23 protein-coding genes are annotated in these 19,887 nt (G+C 57.0%); 20 read left to right on the top strand and 3 right to left on the bottom strand.

The features are described 5' to 3' along the window. Window positions 1-15 precede the first annotated feature (15 nt). The 8 genes from mdcA (at window position 16) to mdcH (ending at window position 7,064) form a co-directional block, all read left to right on the top strand. Complete coding sequence (gene mdcA / locus ACR42C_RS21065) at window positions 16-1,671, top strand: malonate decarboxylase subunit alpha (protein ID WP_479984519.1); 1,656 nt, start codon at window positions 16-18, stop codon at window positions 1,669-1,671. Continuing rightward, window positions 1,671-2,528: a triphosphoribosyl-dephospho-CoA synthase gene (locus ACR42C_RS21060; RefSeq protein WP_479984518.1), complete on the top strand. Its 858-nt coding sequence runs from the start codon at window positions 1,671-1,673 to the stop codon at window positions 2,526-2,528. The genes mdcA and ACR42C_RS21060 overlap by 1 nt, the downstream gene beginning before the upstream one ends. A gap of 9 nt (window positions 2,529-2,537) precedes the next feature. Beyond that, on the top strand, window positions 2,538-2,837 hold the full coding sequence (gene mdcC / locus ACR42C_RS21055) for a malonate decarboxylase acyl carrier protein (RefSeq protein WP_116342653.1): 300 nt from the start codon (window positions 2,538-2,540) through the stop codon (window positions 2,835-2,837). Next, window positions 2,830-3,663, top strand: coding sequence for a biotin-independent malonate decarboxylase subunit beta (locus tag ACR42C_RS21050; RefSeq protein ID WP_479984517.1), 834 nt, complete (start codon window positions 2,830-2,832; stop codon window positions 3,661-3,663). Before mdcC ends, ACR42C_RS21050 begins: the two co-directional genes overlap by 8 nt. Beyond that, entirely contained in the window at window positions 3,663-4,463 is an 801-nt protein-coding gene (gene mdcE / locus ACR42C_RS21045; RefSeq protein ID WP_479985215.1) for a biotin-independent malonate decarboxylase subunit gamma, read from the top strand. The genes ACR42C_RS21050 and mdcE overlap by 1 nt, the downstream gene beginning before the upstream one ends. Before the next feature lie 125 nt (window positions 4,464-4,588). Then, on the top strand, window positions 4,589-5,548 hold the full coding sequence (locus ACR42C_RS21040; protein WP_116342649.1) for an AEC family transporter: 960 nt from the start codon (window positions 4,589-4,591) through the stop codon (window positions 5,546-5,548). Window positions 5,549-5,550: 2 nt separating this feature from the next. Then, window positions 5,551-6,168: a malonate decarboxylase holo-ACP synthase gene (locus tag ACR42C_RS21035; protein WP_192983685.1), complete on the top strand. Its 618-nt coding sequence runs from the start codon at window positions 5,551-5,553 to the stop codon at window positions 6,166-6,168. Then, complete coding sequence (mdcH, locus tag ACR42C_RS21030) at window positions 6,168-7,064, top strand: malonate decarboxylase subunit epsilon (protein ID WP_116342645.1); 897 nt, start codon at window positions 6,168-6,170, stop codon at window positions 7,062-7,064. The genes ACR42C_RS21035 and mdcH overlap by 1 nt, the downstream gene beginning before the upstream one ends. A gap of 41 nt (window positions 7,065-7,105) precedes the next feature. Here the strand turns inward: mdcH and ACR42C_RS21025 are convergent, their stop codons facing one another. Then, on the bottom strand, window positions 7,106-8,038 hold the full coding sequence (locus ACR42C_RS21025; protein ID WP_163330664.1) for a LysR family transcriptional regulator: 933 nt from the start codon (window positions 8,036-8,038) through the stop codon (window positions 7,106-7,108). A gap of 15 nt (window positions 8,039-8,053) precedes the next feature. Further along, window positions 8,054-9,958, bottom strand: coding sequence for an ABC transporter ATP-binding protein (locus ACR42C_RS21020; RefSeq protein WP_116342641.1), 1,905 nt, complete (start codon window positions 9,956-9,958; stop codon window positions 8,054-8,056). A 138-nt stretch (window positions 9,959-10,096) separates the two neighbouring features. Here ACR42C_RS21020 and kefG point away from each other — a divergent pair, with 138 nt between their 5' ends. The 4 genes from kefG (at window position 10,097) to slyD (ending at window position 13,346) form a co-directional block, all read left to right on the top strand. Then, window positions 10,097-10,648 carry a glutathione-regulated potassium-efflux system ancillary protein KefG gene (kefG, locus tag ACR42C_RS21015; protein ID WP_014885493.1) on the top strand — a complete coding sequence of 184 codons (552 nt, stop codon included), beginning with the start codon at window positions 10,097-10,099 and terminating at the stop codon, window positions 10,646-10,648. Then, complete coding sequence (gene kefB, locus ACR42C_RS21010; protein ID WP_116342639.1) at window positions 10,648-12,453, top strand: glutathione-regulated potassium-efflux system protein KefB; 1,806 nt, start codon at window positions 10,648-10,650, stop codon at window positions 12,451-12,453. Before kefG ends, kefB begins: the two co-directional genes overlap by 1 nt. 13 nt (window positions 12,454-12,466) lie before the next feature. Continuing rightward, the gene (locus tag ACR42C_RS21005; protein ID WP_013099038.1) at window positions 12,467-12,667 is read left to right on the top strand and encodes a YheV family putative zinc ribbon protein; all 201 of its coding nucleotides are present in this window, start codon (window positions 12,467-12,469) and stop codon (window positions 12,665-12,667) included. A gap of 94 nt (window positions 12,668-12,761) precedes the next feature. After that, a complete protein-coding gene (gene slyD / locus ACR42C_RS21000; RefSeq protein WP_023331458.1) occupies window positions 12,762-13,346 on the top strand; it encodes a peptidylprolyl isomerase in 585 nt (194 codons plus the stop codon). Window positions 13,347-13,397: 51 nt separating this feature from the next. Here the strand turns inward: slyD and ACR42C_RS20995 are convergent, their stop codons facing one another. Beyond that, window positions 13,398-13,616 carry a protein SlyX gene (locus ACR42C_RS20995; RefSeq protein ID WP_008503009.1) on the bottom strand — a complete coding sequence of 73 codons (219 nt, stop codon included), beginning with the start codon at window positions 13,614-13,616 and terminating at the stop codon, window positions 13,398-13,400. A 238-nt stretch (window positions 13,617-13,854) separates the two neighbouring features. On the opposite strand from ACR42C_RS20995, the gene fkpA reads away from it, so the two are divergent. From fkpA to fusA, 8 genes are all read left to right on the top strand, one after another. Next, entirely contained in the window at window positions 13,855-14,676 is an 822-nt protein-coding gene (gene fkpA / locus ACR42C_RS20990) for an FKBP-type peptidyl-prolyl cis-trans isomerase (RefSeq protein ID WP_116342637.1), read from the top strand. 165 nt (window positions 14,677-14,841) lie between these two features. After that, window positions 14,842-15,564, top strand: coding sequence for a helix-turn-helix transcriptional regulator (locus ACR42C_RS20985; protein WP_014885489.1), 723 nt, complete (start codon window positions 14,842-14,844; stop codon window positions 15,562-15,564). Then, window positions 15,564-15,950 (top strand): sulfurtransferase complex subunit TusD, encoded by a 387-nt coding sequence (gene tusD, locus ACR42C_RS20980; RefSeq protein WP_116342635.1) that lies wholly within the window; start codon window positions 15,564-15,566, stop codon window positions 15,948-15,950. Before ACR42C_RS20985 ends, tusD begins: the two co-directional genes overlap by 1 nt. Beyond that, on the top strand, window positions 15,950-16,309 hold the full coding sequence (gene tusC / locus ACR42C_RS20975) for a sulfurtransferase complex subunit TusC (RefSeq protein ID WP_116342633.1): 360 nt from the start codon (window positions 15,950-15,952) through the stop codon (window positions 16,307-16,309). The genes tusD and tusC overlap by 1 nt, the downstream gene beginning before the upstream one ends. Window positions 16,310-16,316: 7 nt before the next feature. After that, window positions 16,317-16,604 (top strand): sulfurtransferase complex subunit TusB, encoded by a 288-nt coding sequence (tusB, locus tag ACR42C_RS20970; protein WP_041911943.1) that lies wholly within the window; start codon window positions 16,317-16,319, stop codon window positions 16,602-16,604. 124 nt (window positions 16,605-16,728) lie between these two features. Beyond that, on the top strand, window positions 16,729-17,103 hold the full coding sequence (rpsL, locus tag ACR42C_RS20965; RefSeq protein WP_000246815.1) for a 30S ribosomal protein S12: 375 nt from the start codon (window positions 16,729-16,731) through the stop codon (window positions 17,101-17,103). A gap of 96 nt (window positions 17,104-17,199) precedes the next feature. Next, window positions 17,200-17,670, top strand: coding sequence for a 30S ribosomal protein S7 (gene rpsG / locus ACR42C_RS20960; RefSeq protein ID WP_003861706.1), 471 nt, complete (start codon window positions 17,200-17,202; stop codon window positions 17,668-17,670). A 96-nt stretch (window positions 17,671-17,766) separates the two neighbouring features. Then, window positions 17,767-19,881 carry an elongation factor G gene (gene fusA, locus ACR42C_RS20955; protein WP_029882142.1) on the top strand — a complete coding sequence of 705 codons (2,115 nt, stop codon included), beginning with the start codon at window positions 17,767-17,769 and terminating at the stop codon, window positions 19,879-19,881. The last annotated feature ends 6 nt before the right edge of the window (window positions 19,882-19,887 follow it).

Raw genomic sequence — 19,887 nt, 5'->3', positions numbered from 1 at the left:
ATCAGGAGGTTAATAATGTTATCTGGGCAAACACCCGCGCGGCAATGGAACACACGACGCAGCGAGAAAGCGCGTCGACTGGCGTCCGTACCGGTGCAGGGGAAAGTACTGCCAACCGGCGATATTGTCGGCATGCTGGAAAAACTGATCGCACCGGGCGACAAAGTCGTACTGGAGGGCAACAACCAGAAGCAGGCGGATTTTCTGTCCCGCTCGCTTGCCGAAGTGAACCCGCAAATCGTCCACGACCTGCATATGATCATGCCGAGCGTTGGCCGCAGCGAGCATCTGGATATCTTTGAAAAAGGCATCGCCCGCAAGCTGGACTTCTCCTTCTCCGGGACACAAAGCCTGCGGATCTCCCAGTTGCTGGAAGATGGTCAGCTCGAAATCGGCGCGATCCATACCTACATCGAACTGTACTCACGCCTCTATGTCGACCTTTCGCCCAACGTGGCGCTGATTGCCGGTTTTAAAGCGGACCGCAAAGGCAACCTCTACACCGGGGCGAGTACCGAAGATACCCCGGCGCTGGTGGAAGCCGCCGCGTTCCACGACGGTATCGTCATCGCACAGGTGAACGAGCTGGTGGACGAAGAGTGCGATCTGCCGCGCGTAGATATTCCAGGCTCCTGGATTGACTACGTGGTCGTTGCAGACAAGCCGTTCTTCATCGAACCGCTGTTCACCCGCGACCCGCGCCTGATTAAACAGGAACATATTCTGATGGCGATGATGGCCATCAAAGGCATCTACGCGGAGCATCAGGTGCAGTCCCTGAACCACGGTATCGGTTTTAACACTGCGGCGATTGAGCTGCTGCTGCCTACCTACGGCGAACAGCTCGGTCTGAAGGGCAAAATCTGTAAGCACTGGACGCTGAATCCACATCCGACGCTGATTCCGGCCATTGAAAGCGGCTGGGTCGAAAGCGTGCACTGCTTCGGCGGCGAGCTGGGGATGGAAGAGTACATCCGCGCCCGTCCGGACGTGTTCTTTACCGGTGCCGACGGCTCCATGCGTTCCAACCGCGCCTTCTGCCAGCTGGCAGGCCAGTACGCGGTGGATATGTTCATCGGCTCTACGCTGCAGGTTGACGGTTACGCCAACTCCTCAACCGTGACTCGCGGTCGTCTTTCTGGCTTCGGTGGTGCGCCAAACATGGGCCATGACCCGCATGGTCGCCGCCACGCCACGCCGGCCTGGCTGAACATGATCACCGAGCCTGACCCAATGCAGCGCGGTAAAAAACTCGTCGTGCAGATGGTGGAAACCTTCCAGGCGGGCGTGAAGCCAACCTTCGTGGAAAAACTCGATGCCGTAGACGTGGCGAAAGCCTCCGGCATGCCGCTGGCACCGGTGATGATTTACGGCGATGACGTGACGCACGTGCTGACGGAAGAGGGGATTGCCTACCTCTATCGGGCGAAAGATCTGGAAGAGCGTCGGGCCATGGTTGCCGCCGTCGCGGGGATCACCGATATCGGCCTGGGTGTGGACGCCAGGCGCGTGGCGGAACTGCGCCAGAGCGGCAAGGTGGTGTATCCGGAAGATATGGGGATTCGCCGCACCGACGCCACCCGCTCTCTGCTGGCTGCGGGCAGCGTGTCTGACCTCGTGGAGTGGTCCGGCGGTCTGTATAACCCACCTGCGAAATTCCGGAGCTGGTAATGACACTTCTGCCCCAGATTCAGGCTGAAGGCGGTGCCGAATGGCTGGCGCGAACCGCCACGCAGTGTCTGATTGACGAAGCACGTTTAAGCCCGAAACCCGGTCTGGTGGACAGTCGGGGGAACGGCGCGCACCACGATTTATCCCTTGCGCTGATGGAGCGCTCCGCGCGCAGCCTGGCCCCCACGTTTCAGGCGCTGGCGCAGCAAAGCTGGCTGCGTCCGGCAGATATTGCGCTTCGACAAACCGTTGGCCGTCTTGGCCGCGAAGGCGAGAAGCAGATGATGGCGGCCACCGACGGGGTGAATACCCATCGTGGCGCGATCTGGGCGCTGGGATTGCTGGTAAGCGCGGTGGCGATGTTGGGCGGGGATGCAACTGCGCAGGCCGTCGCGAACACTGCCGCGCAGCTGGCGAAACTCCCGGACGAGGCGGCACCGAAAGTGTTCAGCAAAGGCCTGCGAGCCACGCACCGCTACCGCGTGCCGGGCGCGCGTGAAGAGGCGCAGCAGGCATTCCCGCACGTTATGCAGCGCGCATTGCCGCAGCTTCGCCTCAGCCGTCTCAACGGCAGCAGCGAAACGCACGCCAGGCTCGACGCGCTGATGGCCATCATGACCTCGCTCACCGATACCTGCGTGCTGTCCCGCGCCGGAATGGAGGGGCTGGACGCCATGCAGAGCGGTGCCCGCGCTGTACTGAACGCCGGAGGCTGTGCAACGTCCGAAGGCCAGCAGGCGCTGGCGAACCTGGACCGTCAGATGCTGGCGCTTAACGCTTCACCGGGCGGCGCTGCCGACCTGCTTGCCGCCGCGCTGTTTCTCGATCGTGTCGAAACGCCTTATTCAAAGCATTAAGAGGATGTTATGGAAAAAATTACATTGACCGTGCCCGCCAGCCGCGCGTTAAGCGGCAGGGCGCTGGCAGGCGTCGTCGGCTCCGGGGATATGGAGGTGCTCTTCACCGCCGAACCGGGCCAGACCTTAATCGTTGATATCACCACCTCCGTCGACAACAGCCGTGGCCGCTGGGAGGCGCTGTTCAACCGCCTGCACACCGTCAGCAGCCTGCCTGCAGGCAAACTGACCATCCACGACTTCGGCGCGACGCCGGGCGTGGCGCGCATTCGCATCGAACAGGTTTTTGAGGGGGTGAGCCATGCGTGATGACAGCAGCTTTATCGAAATAAAAGCGCGCCAGCGCGCGCAGGCCCTGCTGGATGACGGCAGCTACCGTGAACTGCTGGATCCGTTTGAAGGCATTATCTCGCCGTGGCTTGGGCCACAGGGCATTGTCCCGCAGGCCGATGACGGCATGGTGGTGGCGAAAGGCACCATCAACGGTCAGCCTGCGGTCGTGGTCGCGATTGAAGGCGCGTTCCAGGGCGGCAGCATGGGCGAAGTGTCTGGCGCCAAAATGGCGGCGGCGCTGGAGCTGGCGGCGGAAGATAACCGCAACGGCATTCCGACTCAGGCAGTGCTGTGCCTCGAAACCGGCGGCGTGCGTCTGCAGGAGGCTAACCTCGGCCTGGCGGCGATTGCCGATATCCACGCGGCGATTGTAGACCTGCGTCGCTACACGCCCGTTATCGGGATCGTGGCCGGGACCGTGGGCTGCTTCGGCGGCATGTCCATCGCGGCGGCGCTGTGCAGCTACCTGATTGTGACCCGTGAAGCGCGTCTCGGCCTGAACGGTCCGCAGGTTATCGAGCAGGAAGCGGGCATTGAAGAGTACGACTCCCGCGACCGTCCGTTTATCTGGAGCATGACTGGCGGCGAAGTGCGCTATCAAAGCAGGCTGGTGGATGCCCTGGTGGGCGACGGCGTAAACGCGGTGAAGGCGGCGATGAACGAGGCGATTGCGAAGGGCGTACCGGCGAAACACCGCACCGATAACTACGACGATTACCTGAACCGTCTGACCAATTTCGACACCCGCAAACAGGCCGATGCCGAACAGATTAACGCGCTTTTTGCCCGGGAGGTGAAATGATGAGTAACGCAATGAGCCGCGGCGAGCTTTGGCTGAAAACTCTCGCCCCGAACGCCAAACGTATCGCGGGGCTGTGCCCGTCAGTTCAGGCGGCAGACGGCGAGCTGAACGGTGAGACGGTGCGCTTTGTGGCCGTGGTGCCGGATGCCAACAACCACTTCCCGCGGGCGGCGAAAGGCGAAGTGGGTCTGCTGGAAGGCTGGACGCTGGCAAAAGTGGTCAGCGAAACCGTAGCGGCGGATGCCGATAAGGCCGTGAAGCGCCCGATAGTGGCGGTGATTGACGTCCCAAGCCAGGCCTATGGCCGTCGCGAAGAGGCGTTTGGTATTCATCAGGCGCTGGCGGGAGCCGCTGCCGCGTATGCTAACGCGCGCCTGGCCGGTCACCCGGTGATTGGGCTTATCGTCGGCAAGGCGATGTCCGGCGCGTTCCTGGCGCACGGCTACCAGGCCAACCGTCTGATCGCCTTTAACGACAAAGGCGTGCTGATCCACGCGATGGGTAAAGAGTCTGCCGCGCGCATCACGCTACGTACCGTCGAGGCGCTGGAAAAACTGGCGGCAACCATTCCGCCCATGGCGTACGACATCAGCAACTATGCCACGCTGGGACTGCTCTCCAGCCTGCTGGACATCAGCAACCCGGATGCCCCATCCGATAACGATCTGGCTCAGGTGAAAACCACCCTGCAACAGGCCATCAGTGACGCTCGTCAGGACGCGACGCTTAAAAATCGTCTCGGTGCTGACAACCGCCGCAGCTCGGCGCTCGTACACGAACGTATGCGAGCCAGCTGGTAAGTAAAAAAAAGACCTGCCAGAGATGCAAACCCCGTGGGCGCGCCTGCTGCGCCCGCGCGGGAGCCTGCATCCTGAAAATAATAATCATCGCGCCAGTGCTTAAACTTTTTTACTACAGGTGATTTATGACTTACGTAATTGTTCATGCTCTTGCACCGATTTTCGTCATCATGCTGCTGGGATTCTGGGCCGGTAAGGCAAAGATGGTCGATAACAAAAATGTTTCCCTGCTGAATATCTTCGTGATGGATTTTGCACTGCCTGCCGCGCTGTTCAGCGCCACCGTGCAAACCCCGTGGACCGGCATCGTGGCGCAGTCACCGCTGATTCTGGTGCTGACGCTGGCGATGTGGATTACCTATGCGGCCATCTACTTCCTCGCCACCAACGTCTTTAAGAAATCCCCCCAGGATGCGGCCGTGCTGACCCTGACGGTAGCTTTGCCGAACTACGCGGCGCTTGGCCTGCCTATTCTGGGCAGCGTGCTGGGTGAAGGATCGTCCACGTCGCTTTCCGTTGCGGTCTCTATTGCCTGCGGTTCAGTGCTGATGACGCCGTTCTGCCTGCTGATCCTGGAGCGTGAGAAAGCACGCGCCGAGGGGAATAATTCCGGCTCAACGCTCTCCATGCTGCCGGTGCTGATGTGGCGCTCCATTAAGAAACCGATCGTGATGGGCCCGCTGCTGGGCGTGATTCTTTCCGCCATCGGGATCAAAATGCCGGAACTGGTGCTTGCGGCGATTAAACCGCTGGGGCTGTCCGCCACCGCTGCGGCACTGTTCCTGACCGGGGTGATCCTCTCTGCCCGCAAGCTGCAGATCAACACCATGGTGATCACCTCCACCATCGCCAAGCTGCTGATTCAGCCAGCGATTGCCTGGGGTATTGTGCTTATCTTCGGTCTGCACGGCTCCGTGGCGATCACCGCTATCCTGATGATTGCGCTCTCCGCGGGCTTCTTCGGCGTGGTGTTCGGTAACCGTTTTGGCGTGCAGTCGCCGGATGCTGAAGCCGTGCTGCTGTTAAGCTCCGTACTGTGTATCCTGTCGCTGCCGCTGTTTATCTCGCTGACTTCAGGAATGTAACCATGACCACAACATTACGCCCGCACGACCTCATCTGGCTTAGCGCGCGAGACGCGCTGGAAGGCATCACCGAATCCTGGGTGGAGGCGGCCTGGCATACTGGCCTGCCGGTAGTGGTGCGGCGTGATGTTGATAGTGAAGGCCGCATTCCCGTTGGCGTGCGCGGTCTGCGTCGCGACCAGCGTGCGGCCGGATGGGTGAAGCCGGAAAACGTGCTGCGCGTGATATCGCCTGAAGATCTGTGCGTTACCGCCGATCTGCTGCATTCGCCGTTTGTCACCCAGCAGCCGGTTCAGGTGGCGCTGCAGCTTGCTCAGCAGGCATGGCCGTGGACGTGGGGTATTACCGGCAGCACCGGCTACGCGCTGGCGACCGGCATTCCGGTTATACATGCCGACAGCGATCTTGATCTGCTGATCCGCGCGCCGCAGCCGATTTCCCCTGATGCTTTTACCGCATGGCAGTCGCAGCTGAGCCGCGCATTGTGCCGGGCGGATACGCAGGTCGATACGCCCGAAGGAGGCTTCGCGCTGGCGGAGTGGTTGCGCGACGGAAAAACGCTGCTGAAAACTCGCCGCGGACCGCGCCTGGTGGCGGATCCGTGGCGCAGGGAGGAGTGATGAAAATATTGTTTACCTTTCCGGGACAGGGCACGCAGCATGAAGGGATGCTGCAAAAACTGCCGGGAGCGGAGCTGGAACAGGCGCGAGAGGTGCTTGGCGCCGAAGTGGATACGCTGGACGGCGCAGACGCGTTAACCCATACCCGCGCGGTTCAGCTTTCGCTGCTGATTGCCGGTGTGGCCTGGGGGCGCGAGCTGGAGCGCCGTGGCGTGACGCCGGATATCGTCAGCGGGCTGTCCATCGGCGCTTATCCGGCGGCGGTTATCGCAGGCGCGCTGGACTTTTCGGACGCGCTGAAGCTGGTGGCGCTGCGCGGTGATCTGATGGAGCAGGCTTACCCGCACGGCTACGGCCTGACGGCAATCATGGGCTTAACCCTGCCGCAGGTGGAAACGCTGATTGAAGGCACCGGAACCTACATTGCCAACCTGAACGCTGAAACGCAGATCGTGATCGCCGGAAGCGATGACGGGATGGCGCAGGTGGCGGCACGCGCGCTGGCAAAAGGGGCGAGTAAGGCCAGACGGCTGGCGGTAAGCGTGCCGTCCCACTGTGAACTGCTGTCGGAACCGGCACAAAAGCTGGCGGCGGCGTTTGAGTCCGTCACGCTGGCTCGTCCACGCTGCGCCTACCTGAGCGGCAGTACCGGCCGCGTGCTCTGGCAGCCGGAAAAAATCGCTGACGATCTGGCGATGAACATGGCGCGAACCGTGCGCTGGCAGGAGGCGGTGATTTCCGCTAACGAACGTGAAGCCCGACTGGCGATTGAAATGCCGCCCGGCGGCGTACTGACCTGCCTGACGCGGCAGGCTGCGTGGGAAGGAGAGACCATTTCGCTGGAGCGCAGCGGGGTGGACGTGGCGGTGCATCTGGCGAAGCGACTTCGTGCGTGAGTTTTTAGCCCGGTAAGGCGCAGCCGCCACCGGGCAATATATCAGACACTTTCCTGCAAGCTGCGCGCATACATCCGCCCCTCGGCGGCCAATGCCCGCAGGCTCGGATCATGCTCACGGTTGCGGGCAAAGACAATCGCGATCAGCTGCTGCATCTGGTACGGCTCCGCCAGCTTGAGGAGCTGCACGGAATTCTCGTACACCTTCTTCATCCTGCCCGGCATCAGCGTAAAACCAACGCCAGCCTGCACCAGGCTCAGCATCGAGAAAATGTCATTCACCCGGGTAACAATCTCCGGTTCGAACCCGGCGATATGAAACGCTTCCTGAAACCCTGCATACGTGGCGAACCCTTCTGCAAGAGCGACAAATTTCTGGTCTTTGTAATCACGCAGATCCGCGGGGCCGCGGGTATTCAGCGTGGCGGAAGCCGGTGCAGCAAGGAAGATGTCGTCATGGAATAGCGGCAGCACTTCGAGGCTGTTACGGTCGATGTCGCTTTCGGAAATGGAGATAAGAATCGCGTCCAGCGAGCCTTCGTCCAGCATGTGCAGCAGGGTGTCGTTGGAGCCCATCGTCAGATCCATTTCGAGATCGGGACGGCGCAGCTTCATACCCATAATAAGACGCGGCACGGTTTCCAGCGTCAGCGAGTAGAGCGTGCCCACGCGCAGCCGCCCCTGACCAACACCGGCAATTTTGCGGGACTCTTCCAGCCCGCGCTCCATCACCTGCATCACCTCCTGACAATACTCCAGCAGCGTCCAGGCGGAGGGGAGCGCAATCAGGTTACGCCCCTTATGGGTAAAGAGGGGGCAGCGCACGTTCTCTTCCAGGGTGTGCAGCGCGCGGTGTACGCTGACACCGCTCAGGCCCAGCGTTTCGGCGGTCCGCGCGATGTTCCCCTTCTCCATGAAGGTCATGAAGATGCTGAGCTTACGGAATGTAATGTCGCACGTGGTATCGAAACGCATAACCCTCCCGATGGTTTAATCTGCCTGCAGCATCGCTTCCAGCTGTTCCTGCGCGTCCAGCCACGCCATCTCGCACGCTTCGAGGCTCGATTTAGTCTTCGCCTGCGTTTGCAGGCAGTCCGTCAGTTCAGCTTTTCGGCTCTGGTCATACAGACCGCTGTCGCCGAGCTTCTCTTCAACGGTGGCAAGCGTGGCGTTGAGCTTTTCCATCTCTTTTTCGAGACGGGCAATCTCTTTACGCAGCGGCTGGGTCTGGGTGCGCAGCTCCGCTTCGCGGCGCTTCTGGTCTTTACGCGACTGCGCGCTGTTGGCGTTGTCTTTGGCTGACTCTTCCGGCTGGTTTTCCTGCTTCTGCACGTCCGTCAGCCACTGCTGGTAGTCTTCCAGATCGCCGTCGAACGGTTCGACTTTGCCGCCGTGTACCAGATAAAGATCGTCCGTGGTGGAGCGGATCAGGTGACGGTCGTGTGAAACCACAACCAGCGCGCCTTCGAACTCGATCAGCGCTTCGGTCAGGGCCTGGCGCATGTCGAGATCCAGGTGGTTGGTCGGTTCATCGAGCAGCAGCAGGTTGGGCCGCTGCCAGACGATCAGCGCCAGCACCAGACGGGCTTTTTCGCCGCCGGAGAAACGCTCGGTGTTTTCGGTCACCTTATCGCCCTGGAAACCGAAGCCGCCGAGGTAATCGCGCAGCTTCTGCTCCATCTCCTGCGGCGCCAGACGCGCGAGGTGCTGAATCGGGGATTCATCCGCGCGTAAAAATTCCAGCTGATGCTGGGCGAAGTAGCCCAGCTTGATGCCCTTCGCCAGCCCGATTTCACCGCTGACCGGGTTAAGCTCGCCGGCCAGCAGTTTGATGAGCGTTGATTTACCTGCGCCATTACGCCCCAGCAGGCCAATGCGCGAACCCGGCACCAGGTTGAGCTTGATGGAGTCGAGGATGGTGCGCTCCCCATAGCCCGCGCTGACCTTTTCCATCTTCAGCAGCGGATTAGGCAGGCTTTCCGGCGCGCGGAAGCTGAAGTGGAACGGGTTATCCACGTGTGCCGGGGCAATCATTTCCATGCGTTCCAGCATCTTGATGCGGCTCTGGGCCTGCTTGGCTTTTGAGGCTTTGGCCTTGAAGCGATCCACAAAGCTCTGCAGATGCGCCACGCGCTGCTGCTGGCTTTCATACATTGACTGCTGCTGGGCAAGGCGCGTCGCGCGCTGGCGCTCAAAGGAGCTGTAGTTGCCGGTGTACTCGAACATCGTTTGCTGTTCGATATGAATGATTTTATCCACCACCGGGTCAAGGAAGTCGCGGTCATGGGAGATGAGAATCAGAGTGCCCTGATAGCTCTTGAGCCACTTCTCCAGCCAAATAACCGCATCGAGATCGAGGTGGTTAGTGGGTTCATCGAGCAGCAGCAGGTCAGAGCGGCAGATCAGCGCCTGCGCCAGGTTGAGGCGCATGCGCCAGCCGCCGGAGAAATCGCTGACCGGACGTTCAAGCTGTTCGTTGCTGAAGCCCAGTCCGTGCAGCAGGCTGGAGGCGCGGGAGCGAATTGTCCATGCGTCAATGGCGTCCAGCTTGCCGTGAACGGTAGCGATGGCGTGACCGTCGTTGCGCTCGTTCGCGGCGTTGAGTTCTGCTTCGAGCTTACGGTATTCACGGTCGCCGTCGATAACATAGTCGAGCGCCGGTTCGCTCAGGGCGGGCGTCTCCTGGTTCACCCAGGCGAGCTGCCAGTTTCCCGGATAAGTAAAGCTTCCGCCATCCGCGCTAATCTCGTTTTTCAGCAGCGCCAGCAGGGTGGATTTACCGCAGCCGTTTTTGCCGACCAGACCCACTTTCTGGCCCGGGTTGATGGTAGCAGTGGCGTTATCCAGCAGGACGCGCACGCCGCGACGAATTTGTAACGAGGAGAAAACAATCATAGAAGCGCCGTATGTTCCGACTATGTTAATTTGTCATTATGATAATGTAAGGTGTGGGCCGTTTTCCGCACCGGGCCGCCATGGTAGCCCAAAACAACGACGATACACAAAAACAGAAACAAGACCGGGAGGGGAATGATGTCTCAGACAGCAAAAGTGCTGCTGCTGTATGCCCATCCGGAATCTCAGGACTCGGTGGCAAACCGGGTGCTGCTTAAGCCGGCCACACAGCTCAGTAACGTAACGGTGCACGATCTCTACGCGCACTATCCTGATTTCTTTATTGATATTCCTTACGAGCAGGAACTGCTGCGTCAGCATGACGTGATCGTGTTCCAGCATCCGCTTTATACCTATAGCTGCCCGGCGCTGCTGAAAGAGTGGCTGGACCGCGTGCTGAGCCGGGGTTTCTCCAGCGGGGTGGGGGGCAACCAACTGGCGGGAAAGTACTGGCGCAGTGTGATCACCACCGGTGAACCCGAAAGCGCTTACCGTCACGACGGGCTGAACCGCTATCCGATGAGCGATATCCTGCGGCCTTTCGAGCTGACTGCGGCCATGTGCCGCATGCACTGGATGAGTCCGATTATTGTCTACTGGGCACGGCGTCAGGATCCGAAAGAACTGGCAAGCCACGCCAGAGCCTACGGCGAATGGCTGGCATCACCGATTCCGGCAGGAGGTCGTTAATGGAAGGATCGAATTTGCTCCTCGCCGGGGTGCTGTTTTTATTTGCGGCCGTTGTCGCGGTGCCGCTTGCCGCTCGTATCGGCATCGGGGCGGTGCTGGGGTATTTGCTCGCGGGGATCGCCATTGGCCCCTGGGGGCTGGGTTTCATCAGCGACGTGGATGAAATACTCCATTTCTCGGAGCTCGGCGTGGTGTTCCTGATGTTCATCATCGGCCTCGAACTGAATCCCTCGAAGCTGTGGCAGCTTCGACGCTCTATCTTTGGCGTGGGCGCCGCGCAGGTGCTTTTCAGCGCCGCGATTCTGGCTGGCTTGCTCATGTTGACCCATTTTTCCTGGCAGGCGGCGGTCATCGGCGGGATAGGCCTTGCCATGTCGTCGACGGCGATGGCGCTGCAGCTGATGCGCGACAAGGGAATGAACCGCAATGAAGCCGGACAGCTGGGCTTTTCGGTCCTGCTGTTTCAGGATTTAGCGGTGATCCCGGCGCTGGCGCTGGTGCCGCTGCTGGCGGGCTCGGGTGACGATCACTTCGACTGGGCAAAAATTTCCATGAAGGTGCTGGCCTTCGCGGGCATGCTGATTGGCGGACGTTTCCTGTTACGTCCGGTGTTCCGCTTTATTGCTGCCTCGGGCGTGCGCGAGGTATTTACCGCGGCGACGCTGCTGCTGGTGCTCGGTTCGGCGCTGTTTATGGACGCGCTGGGGCTGTCGATGGCGCTCGGGACCTTTATCGCCGGGGTGCTGCTGGCGGAGAGCGAATATCGTCACGAACTGGAAATTGCCATCGATCCCTTTAAAGGACTGCTGTTAGGCCTGTTCTTTATTTCTGTGGGAATGGCGCTCAATCTTGGCGTGCTCTATACCCATCTGCTGTGGGTCATTGTTAGCGTCGCCATTCTGGTGGCGGTGAAGACGCTGGTACTGTACGTCATGGCGCGTATCTACGGGCTGCGCAGTTCAGAACGCATGCAATTTGCCAGCGTGTTGAGCCAGGGAGGCGAGTTCGCGTTCGTGTTGTTTTCTACCGCCTCCTCACAGAAGCTGTTTAAAGACGACCAGATGGCGCTGCTGCTGGTAACGGTGACGCTGTCGATGATGACCACGCCGCTGCTCATGAAGATGGTGGATAAACTCCTGTCGCGGCGCCTGAATCCGGCAGACGATGAAGATGAAGCGCCGTGGGTGGAGGACGATAAGCCGCAGGTTATTGTCGTGGGCTTTGGCCGCTTCGGGCAGGTGATTGGCCGCCTGTTGATGGCGAACAAAATGCGCATTACGGTGCTGGAGCGCGATATCAGCGCGGTTAACCTGATGCGTAAATATGGCTATAAGGTCTATTACGGCGATGCGACCCAACTTGAGCTTCTGCGCTCGGCCGGGGCGGAAGCCGCAGAGTCTATCGTCATCACCTGCAACGATCCGGAAGATACGATGAAGCTGGTGGAGCTGTGTCAGCAGCACTTCCCGCACCTGCATATTCTGGCGCGTGCCCGGGGACGTGTTGAAGCTCACGAATTGTTGCAGGCGGGTGTGAAACACTTCTCACGCGAGACGTTCTCCAGTGCGCTGGAGCTGGGGCGCAAGGCGTTAATTTCTCTGGGGATGCATCCTCACCAGGCGCAGCGCGCCCAGATGCATTTCCGCCGGCTGGATATGAGAATGCTGCGTGAGCTGATGCCGGTACATACCGATACGGCGCAGATCTCACGCGTGCGGGAAGCGCGTCGCGAGCTGGAGGAGATCTTCCAGAGAGAGATGCAGCAGGAACGACGCCAGCTCGACGGCTGGGATGAATTTGAATAAAGGGTAACGAAAGATGGCTGTACGTAAACGCTTTATCGCGGGTGCAAAGTGCCCGTCCTGCCAGGCGCAAGATACCCTGGCGATGTGGCGGGAAAATAATATTGATGTTGTTGAGTGTGTTAAGTGCGGTCACCAGATGCGTGAGGCCGACAAAGAAGCACGCGATCACGTTCGCAAAGAAGAGCAAGTGATCGGCATTTTTCATCCAGACTAGCGATATGCTCTGAGTTTTTTTAAGCTTAAGGGTACACGGGTGCAGATTTCCGCTACAATCTGCGCCAGCAATTTTCCCACGCTCAGGAGATATCATGAAAGTAGCAAAAGACCTGGTGGTCAGCCTGGCCTATCAGGTACGTACAGAAGACGGTGTGTTGGTTGATGAGTCTCCGGTGAGTGCGCCGCTGGACTACCTGCATGGTCACGGTTCCCTGATTTCCGGCCTGGAAACTGCGCTGGAAGGTCATGAAGTTGGCGACAAATTTGACGTTGCTGTAGGCGCGAACGACGCTTACGGTCAGTATGACGACAACCTGGTTCAGCGCGTTCCTAAAGACGTGTTCATGGGCGTTGACGAGCTGCAGGTTGGCATGCGCTTCCTGGCTGAAACTGACCAGGGTCCGGTTCCTGTTGAAATCACTGAAGTTGAAGACGACCACGTTGTGGTTGACGGCAACCACATGCTGGCTGGCCAGAACCTGAAGTTCAACGTAGAAGTTGTTGCGATCCGTGAAGCGACCGAAGAAGAGCTGGCTCATGGCCACGTTCACGGTGCGCACGGTCACGACCACGATCACGATCACGGCCACGACGGCTGCTGCGGTGGTCATGGCCACGACCATGGTCATGACCATGGTAAAGGTGGTTGCGGTAACGGCGGCTGCGGTTGCCACTAATTCCGTCATGCGGAAAATAAAAAAGCGGGATAATCCCGCTTTTTTTACGCCTCAATAATGAGGTGGTGGCGTCTCTTCTGACTGCGAGGCAATGTTTGACGGCTGCGTCGCCTTCAGCTTTTCCGTCAGCAGGCGCATATGATCCCGCAGTTTCGCCATTTCAAGTTCGTGCGCGGTCACGGTCTGGTTAAGCTCTTCGATGGTGATGTCCTGAAAAGCCAGGCGGCTTTCCAGCTCAGCCATTCTCGCTTCTATCGTTGTATCCTTCATCATTCACCTCGTTTATATCTGATATGCCATATTGGCCCAGCGGCGGCGCAGTTTAACTGAGTTTATCCTTAAGTACAGTCTCTATACCGTTGGCAAGAAACTTATTTAAACAAAAATAGTCTGAAAAGTGGCGAGAATTGGAAGTGTCTGTCTGTAGATTTCTTCCGCAACGTTTTATAGTACGTCACTCATTTACGTTTAACGCTGGGGTGAGAGTCCCCAGGCCCTGGAGATATGGATGAAATCACTGTTTAAAGTAACGCTGCTGGCGACGACGATGGCTGTTGCACTGAACGCGCCGCTGTCATTCGCTGCTGATACTGCTGCGAAGCCTGCTGCCACTGCAGACAGCAAAGCGGCGTTCAAAAATGACGACCAGAAATCCGCCTACGCACTGGGCGCATCTTTGGGCCGTTACATGGAAAACTCTCTGAAAGAACAAGAGAAACTGGGCATCAAACTGGATAAAACCCAGCTGATCGCGGGTGTTCAGGACGCCTTTGCTGATAAGAGCAAGCTCTCTGACCAGGAAATCGAACAGACCCTGCAGGCGTTCGAAGCGCGCGTGAAGGGTGCCGCTCAGACCAAGATGGAAGCGGACGCTAAAGACAACGAAGCGAAAGGCAAAGCCTACCGCGATACCTTTGCTAAAGAGAAGGGTGTGAAAACCTCTTCTACTGGCCTGGTGTATAAAGTTGAGAAAGAAGGTACCGGTGATGCGCCTAAAGACAGCGACACCGTTGTGGTGAACTACAAAGGTACGCTGATCGACGGTAAAGAGTTCGACAACTCTTACACTCGTGGTGAGCCTCTTTCCTTCCGTCTTGACGGTGTGATCCCTGGCTGGACTGAAGGCCTGAAAAACATCAAAAAAGGCGGCAAAATCAAGCTGGTTATCCCACCGGATCTGGCCTATGGCAAAACTGGCGTTCCGGGTATCCCGGCTAACTCCACTCTGGTCTTCGACGTAGAGCTGCTGGACATCAAACCAGCGCCGAAAGCGGATGCGAAACCGGAAGCGCAGGCAGATCAGAAAGCTGCGACAGACGCGAAGAAGTAATGTGATGCAAACCGCCGCCTTTTAAGGCGGCGGTTTTTTATTGTGGGGCAGATATAATTAACACTGGAAAGCGTTAGGCACGCTGTATTAATTTAGTTGTCCGTGTAGATAATGAGCCTGCCCTGAAAACCTAACGACAGGCTCCTGAAAAGGAGTGTTTTTTTCATGTCCAGGTCGCTTTTAACCAACGAAACCAGTGAACTTGATTTGCTGGATCAACGTCCTTTTGACCAGACCGACTTCGATATTCTGAAATCCTATGAAGCGGTAGTGGACGGGTTAGCGATGCTCATTGGTTCCCACTGCGAAATCGTATTGCACTCCCTGCAAGATCTGAAGTGTTCCGCCATCCGCATTGCTAATGGTGAGCATACCGGCCGTAAAATTGGTTCGCCAATTACCGACCTTGCATTGCGTATGTTGCATGACATGACCGGCGCGGACAGCAGCGTCTCAAAATGTTATTTCACCCGCGCCAAAAGCGGCGTGCTGATGAAATCAGAAACCATCGCGATTCGAAATCGCGAGCATCGTGTGATTGGGCTGCTGTGCATCAACATGAACCTTGATGTGCCTTTCTCCCAGATCATGAGCACCTTTATTCCGCCAGAAACGCCAGACGTCGGCTCTTCTGTTAACTTTGCCTCCTCCGTTGAAGATCTTGTGACGCAGACGCTTGAGTTCACCATTGAAGAGGTCAATGCCGACCGCAACGTATCGAACAACGCCAAGAATCGCCAGATCGTTCTCAATCTCTACGAGAAAGGGATTTTTGATATTAAAGATGCCATCAACCAGGTGGCCGATCGTCTGAACATCTCAAAGCATACGGTTTACCTCTACATCCGTCAGTTCAAAAGCGGCGATTTCGTGGGGCAAGATAAGTAATGCGTTTTGCGTTAATGGTAACGGGCCCCGCGTATGGGACTCAGCAGGCCAGCAGCGCGCTGCAGTTTGCGCATGCGCTGCTGGCGGCCGGGCACCAACTGGCGAGCGTCTTCTTCTATCGGGAAGGGGTGTATAACGCGAACCAATTTACGTCACCGGCGAGTGACGAGTTTGACCTGGTCCGCGCCTGGCAGGCGTTAAATGAAAAGCAGGGCGTAGAGCTGCATATCTGCGTAGCGGCGGCGCTGCGTCGCGGCGTGACGGATACAGCCGAAGCCGAACGCCTGGGGTTATCGGGCGCTAACCTGCAGCCTGGTTTTTCGTTGAGTGGTCTGGGCGCATTGGCCCAGGCGGCGTTAACCTGCGACAGAGTGGTGCAATTCTGATGAAGCGTGTGGCATTTGTTTTTACTTCTGCGCCGCACGGCAGCGCCTCTGGCCGCGAAGGACTGGATGCGCTGCTTGCGACATCGGCATTGACAGAAGATATCGGTGTCTTCTTTATGGGGGACGGCGTGCTTCAGCTTCTGGCGGGCCAACAGCCGCAGGCCATTCTGGCACGCGACTACATTTCCACCTTCAAAGTGCTGCCGCTTTACGATATTGAAACCTGCTATGTCTGTGCCGACTCTTTAACGGTACGCGGTTTAAGCGATAAGACGCCTTTTGTGCTGGATGTGACGACCTTACCTGCCGCAGCACTGCGTGAACAGCTTTCCCACTACGACACCATTCTGACTTTCTGAGGCTTCCATGCTCCATATTCTCAGCCATTCACCATGGCAATGTGATATCGACACGTTGTTGAGCATGCTGCGCGAAGGTGACGATCTGCTGCTGATTCAGGATGGCGTGCTCGCTGCGCTTGAAGGCGGCCGTTTCGTTGAAATTCTCACGAATGCCCCCATAACTGTCTCTGCGCTGAAGGACGATCTGGATGCGCGGGGTCTTTCTGGTCAAATTTCAGCCAAAATTGACGTGGTTGGCTATACTGATTTCGTCAATCTTACTGTGACGCACGCCAGTCAAATGAACTGGTGATTTGAGATCGCTGTATATTTCTTGACACCTTTTCGACGTAGCCCTAAAATTTCGCGTCCTCATATTGTATGAGGTCGTTTTATTACGTGTTTACGAAGCAAAAGCTAAAACCAGGAGCTATTTAATGGCAACAGTTAACCAGCTGGTACGCAAACCACGTGCACGCAAAGTTGCAAAAAGCAACGTGCCTGCGCTGGAAGCCTGCCCGCAGAAACGTGGCGTATGTACTCGTGTATATACCACCACTCCTAAAAAACCAAACTCCGCACTGCGTAAAGTATGCCGTGTGCGTTTGACTAACGGTTTCGAAGTGACTTCCTACATCGGTGGTGAAGGTCACAACCTGCAGGAGCACTCCGTGATCCTGATCCGTGGCGGTCGTGTTAAAGACCTTCCGGGTGTTCGTTACCACACCGTTCGTGGTGCGCTGGACTGCTCAGGTGTTAAAGACCGTAAGCAGGCTCGCTCCAAGTACGGCGTGAAGCGTCCTAAGGCTTAATGGTTCTCCGTTAAGTAAGGCCAAACTGATTTATCTTAATGTCAAACTAAACTCGTAGAGTTTTGGACAATCCTGAATTAACAACGGAGTATTCCCATGCCACGTCGTCGCGTCATTGGTCAGCGTAAAATTCTTCCAGATCCGAAGTTCGGATCAGAACTGCTGGCAAAATTTGTAAATATCCTGATGGTAGATGGTAAAAAATCTACTGCAGAAGCAATCGTATACAGCGCGCTGGAGACCCTGGCTCAGCGTTCTGGTAAAAATGAACTGGAAGCTTTCGAAGTCGCTCTCGACAACGTTCGCCCAACTGTAGAAGTTAAGTCCCGCCGCGTTGGTGGTTCTACTTATCAGGTTCCAGTTGAAGTTCGTCCGGTTCGTCGTAATGCCCTGGCAATGCGTTGGATCGTTGAAGCTGCTCGTAAACGCGGTGATAAATCCATGGCTCTGCGTCTGGCGAACGAACTTTCTGATGCTGCAGAAAACAAAGGTACTGCAGTTAAGAAACGTGAAGACGTTCACCGTATGGCAGAAGCCAACAAGGCGTTCGCACACTACCGTTGGTAATCCCTTCGGAGTATTAGTCACCAGGCGGGCGCTTCAGAGAAGCCGCCCGCTCTGGGTAACTTAACTGAACGCCTAAAGAAACAAACGAGGAATCAAATGGCTCGTACAACACCCATCGCACGCTACCGTAACATCGGTATCAGTGCGCACATCGACGCCGGTAAGACCACTACTACCGAACGTATTCTGTTCTACACCGGTGTAAACCATAAAATCGGTGAAGTTCATGACGGCGCAGCCACCATGGACTGGATGGAACAGGAGCAGGAGCGTGGTATTACCATCACCTCCGCAGCGACTACTGCATTCTGGTCAGGTATGGCTAAGCAGTATGAACCGCATCGCGTAAACATCATCGACACCCCGGGCCACGTTGACTTCACCATCGAAGTAGAACGTTCCATGCGTGTTCTTGACGGCGCGGTAATGGTTTATTGCGCAGTTGGTGGTGTTCAGCCACAGTCTGAAACCGTATGGCGTCAGGCGAACAAATATAAAGTTCCACGCATCGCGTTCGTTAACAAAATGGACCGTATGGGTGCTAACTTCCTGAAAGTTGTTGGCCAGATCAAAACCCGTCTGGGCGCGAACCCTGTTCCGCTGCAGCTGGCAATTGGTGCTGAAGAAGGCTTCACCGGCGTTATCGACCTGGTGAAAATGAAAGCCATCAACTGGAACGATGCAGACCAGGGCGTTACCTTCGAATACGAAGATATCCCGGCTGAGATGCAGGACCTGGCTGACGAATGGCACCAGAACCTGATCGAATCCGCTGCTGAAGCTTCTGAAGAGCTGATGGAGAAATACCTGGGTGGTGAAGAACTGTCTGAAGAAGAGATCAAAAAAGCTCTGCGTCAGCGCGTTCTGAACAACGAAATCATCCTGGTAACCTGTGGTTCTGCGTTCAAGAACAAAGGTGTTCAGGCGATGCTGGATGCGGTAGTTGACTACCTGCCATCCCCGGTTGACGTTCCTGCGATCAACGGCATCCTGGACGACGGTAAAGATACTCCGGCTGAGCGTCACGCAAGTGATGACGAGCCGTTCTCTGCACTGGCGTTCAAAATTGCTACCGACCCATTCGTGGGTAACCTGACCTTCTTCCGCGTTTATTCTGGTGTGGTTAACTCCGGTGACACCATCCTGAACTCCGTGAAAGCGGCGCGTGAACGTTTTGGCCGTATCGTACAGATGCACGCTAACAAACGTGAAGAGATCAAAGAAGTTCGTGCGGGCGACATCGCTGCAGCTATCGGTCTGAAAGACGTGACCACTGGTGACACCCTGTGTGACCCGGATCACCCGATCATTCTGGAGCGTATGGAATTCCCTGAGCCGGTAATCTCCATCGCAGTTGAACCAAAAACCAAAGCTGACCAGGAAAAAATGGGTCTGGCTCTGGGCCGTCTGGCGAAAGAAGACCCATCATTCCGCGTATGGACTGATGAAGAATCTAACCAGACCATCATCGCTGGTATGGGTGAACTGCACCTGGACATCATCGTTGACCGTATGAAGCGTGAATTCAACGTTGAAGCGAACGTGGGTAAACCTCAGGTTGCTTACCGCGAAGCGATTCGCGCGAAAGTTACCGATATTGAAGGTAAACACGCTAAGCAGTCTGGTGGTCGCGGTCAGTACGGTCACGTTGTGATCGACATGTACCCACTGGAGCCGGGCTCTAACCCGAAAGGTTACGAGTTCATCAACGACATCAAAGGTGGTGTAATTCCTGGCGAATACATCCCAGCCGTTGATAAAGGCATCCAGGAACAGCTGAAAGCGGGCCCTCTGGCTGGCTATCCGGTTGTTGACATGGGTATCCGTCTGCACTTCGGTTCTTACCACGACGTTGACTCCTCTGAACTGGCGTTTAAACTGGCTGCGTCTATTGCCTTTAAAGAAGGCTTTAAGAAAGCAAAACCAGTTCTGCTTGAGCCAATCATGAAGGTTGAAGTAGAAACTCCTGAAGAGAACACCGGTGACGTTATCGGTGACTTGAGCCGTCGTCGCGGTATGCTGCGTGGTCAGGAATCCGAAGTAACTGGCGTTAAGATCCACGCTGAAGTTCCGCTGTCCGAAATGTTCGGATATGCAACTCAGCTGCGTTCTCTGACCAAAGGTCGTGCATCATACACCATGGAATTCCTGAAGTATGATGATGCGCCTAACAACGTTGCTCAGGCCGTTATTGAAGCCCGTGGTAAGTAATCCACA

Source organism: Enterobacter sp. MG-EB028 (genome assembly GCF_056673305.1).
This window is presented reverse-complemented; position numbering and strand designations above follow the sequence as displayed.

Excerpts from the sequence above, each read along its gene's own strand:
- mdcA (WP_479984519.1), top strand. The coding sequence starts at position 16 with ATGTTATCTGGGCAAACACCCGCGCGGCAATGGAACACACGACGCAGC.
- ACR42C_RS21060 (WP_479984518.1), top strand. The coding sequence starts at position 1,671 with ATGACACTTCTGCCCCAGATTCAGGCTGAAGGCGGTGCCGAATGGCTG.
- mdcC (WP_116342653.1), top strand. The coding sequence starts at position 2,538 with ATGGAAAAAATTACATTGACCGTGCCCGCCAGCCGCGCGTTAAGCGGC.
- ACR42C_RS21050 (WP_479984517.1), top strand. The coding sequence starts at position 2,830 with ATGCGTGATGACAGCAGCTTTATCGAAATAAAAGCGCGCCAGCGCGCG.
- mdcE (WP_479985215.1), top strand. The coding sequence starts at position 3,663 with ATGAGTAACGCAATGAGCCGCGGCGAGCTTTGGCTGAAAACTCTCGCC.
- ACR42C_RS21040 (WP_116342649.1), top strand. The coding sequence starts at position 4,589 with ATGACTTACGTAATTGTTCATGCTCTTGCACCGATTTTCGTCATCATG.
- ACR42C_RS21035 (WP_192983685.1), top strand. The coding sequence starts at position 5,551 with ATGACCACAACATTACGCCCGCACGACCTCATCTGGCTTAGCGCGCGA.
- mdcH (WP_116342645.1), top strand. The coding sequence starts at position 6,168 with ATGAAAATATTGTTTACCTTTCCGGGACAGGGCACGCAGCATGAAGGG.
- ACR42C_RS21025 (WP_163330664.1), bottom strand. The coding sequence starts at position 8,038 with ATGCGTTTCGATACCACGTGCGACATTACATTCCGTAAGCTCAGCATC.
- ACR42C_RS21020 (WP_116342641.1), bottom strand. The coding sequence starts at position 9,958 with ATGATTGTTTTCTCCTCGTTACAAATTCGTCGCGGCGTGCGCGTCCTG.
- kefG (WP_014885493.1), top strand. The coding sequence starts at position 10,097 with ATGTCTCAGACAGCAAAAGTGCTGCTGCTGTATGCCCATCCGGAATCT.
- kefB (WP_116342639.1), top strand. The coding sequence starts at position 10,648 with ATGGAAGGATCGAATTTGCTCCTCGCCGGGGTGCTGTTTTTATTTGCG.
- ACR42C_RS21005 (WP_013099038.1), top strand. The coding sequence starts at position 12,467 with ATGGCTGTACGTAAACGCTTTATCGCGGGTGCAAAGTGCCCGTCCTGC.
- slyD (WP_023331458.1), top strand. The coding sequence starts at position 12,762 with ATGAAAGTAGCAAAAGACCTGGTGGTCAGCCTGGCCTATCAGGTACGT.
- ACR42C_RS20995 (WP_008503009.1), bottom strand. The coding sequence starts at position 13,616 with ATGAAGGATACAACGATAGAAGCGAGAATGGCTGAGCTGGAAAGCCGC.
- fkpA (WP_116342637.1), top strand. The coding sequence starts at position 13,855 with ATGAAATCACTGTTTAAAGTAACGCTGCTGGCGACGACGATGGCTGTT.
- ACR42C_RS20985 (WP_014885489.1), top strand. The coding sequence starts at position 14,842 with ATGTCCAGGTCGCTTTTAACCAACGAAACCAGTGAACTTGATTTGCTG.
- tusD (WP_116342635.1), top strand. The coding sequence starts at position 15,564 with ATGCGTTTTGCGTTAATGGTAACGGGCCCCGCGTATGGGACTCAGCAG.
- tusC (WP_116342633.1), top strand. The coding sequence starts at position 15,950 with ATGAAGCGTGTGGCATTTGTTTTTACTTCTGCGCCGCACGGCAGCGCC.
- tusB (WP_041911943.1), top strand. The coding sequence starts at position 16,317 with ATGCTCCATATTCTCAGCCATTCACCATGGCAATGTGATATCGACACG.
- rpsL (WP_000246815.1), top strand. The coding sequence starts at position 16,729 with ATGGCAACAGTTAACCAGCTGGTACGCAAACCACGTGCACGCAAAGTT.
- rpsG (WP_003861706.1), top strand. The coding sequence starts at position 17,200 with ATGCCACGTCGTCGCGTCATTGGTCAGCGTAAAATTCTTCCAGATCCG.
- fusA (WP_029882142.1), top strand. The coding sequence starts at position 17,767 with ATGGCTCGTACAACACCCATCGCACGCTACCGTAACATCGGTATCAGT.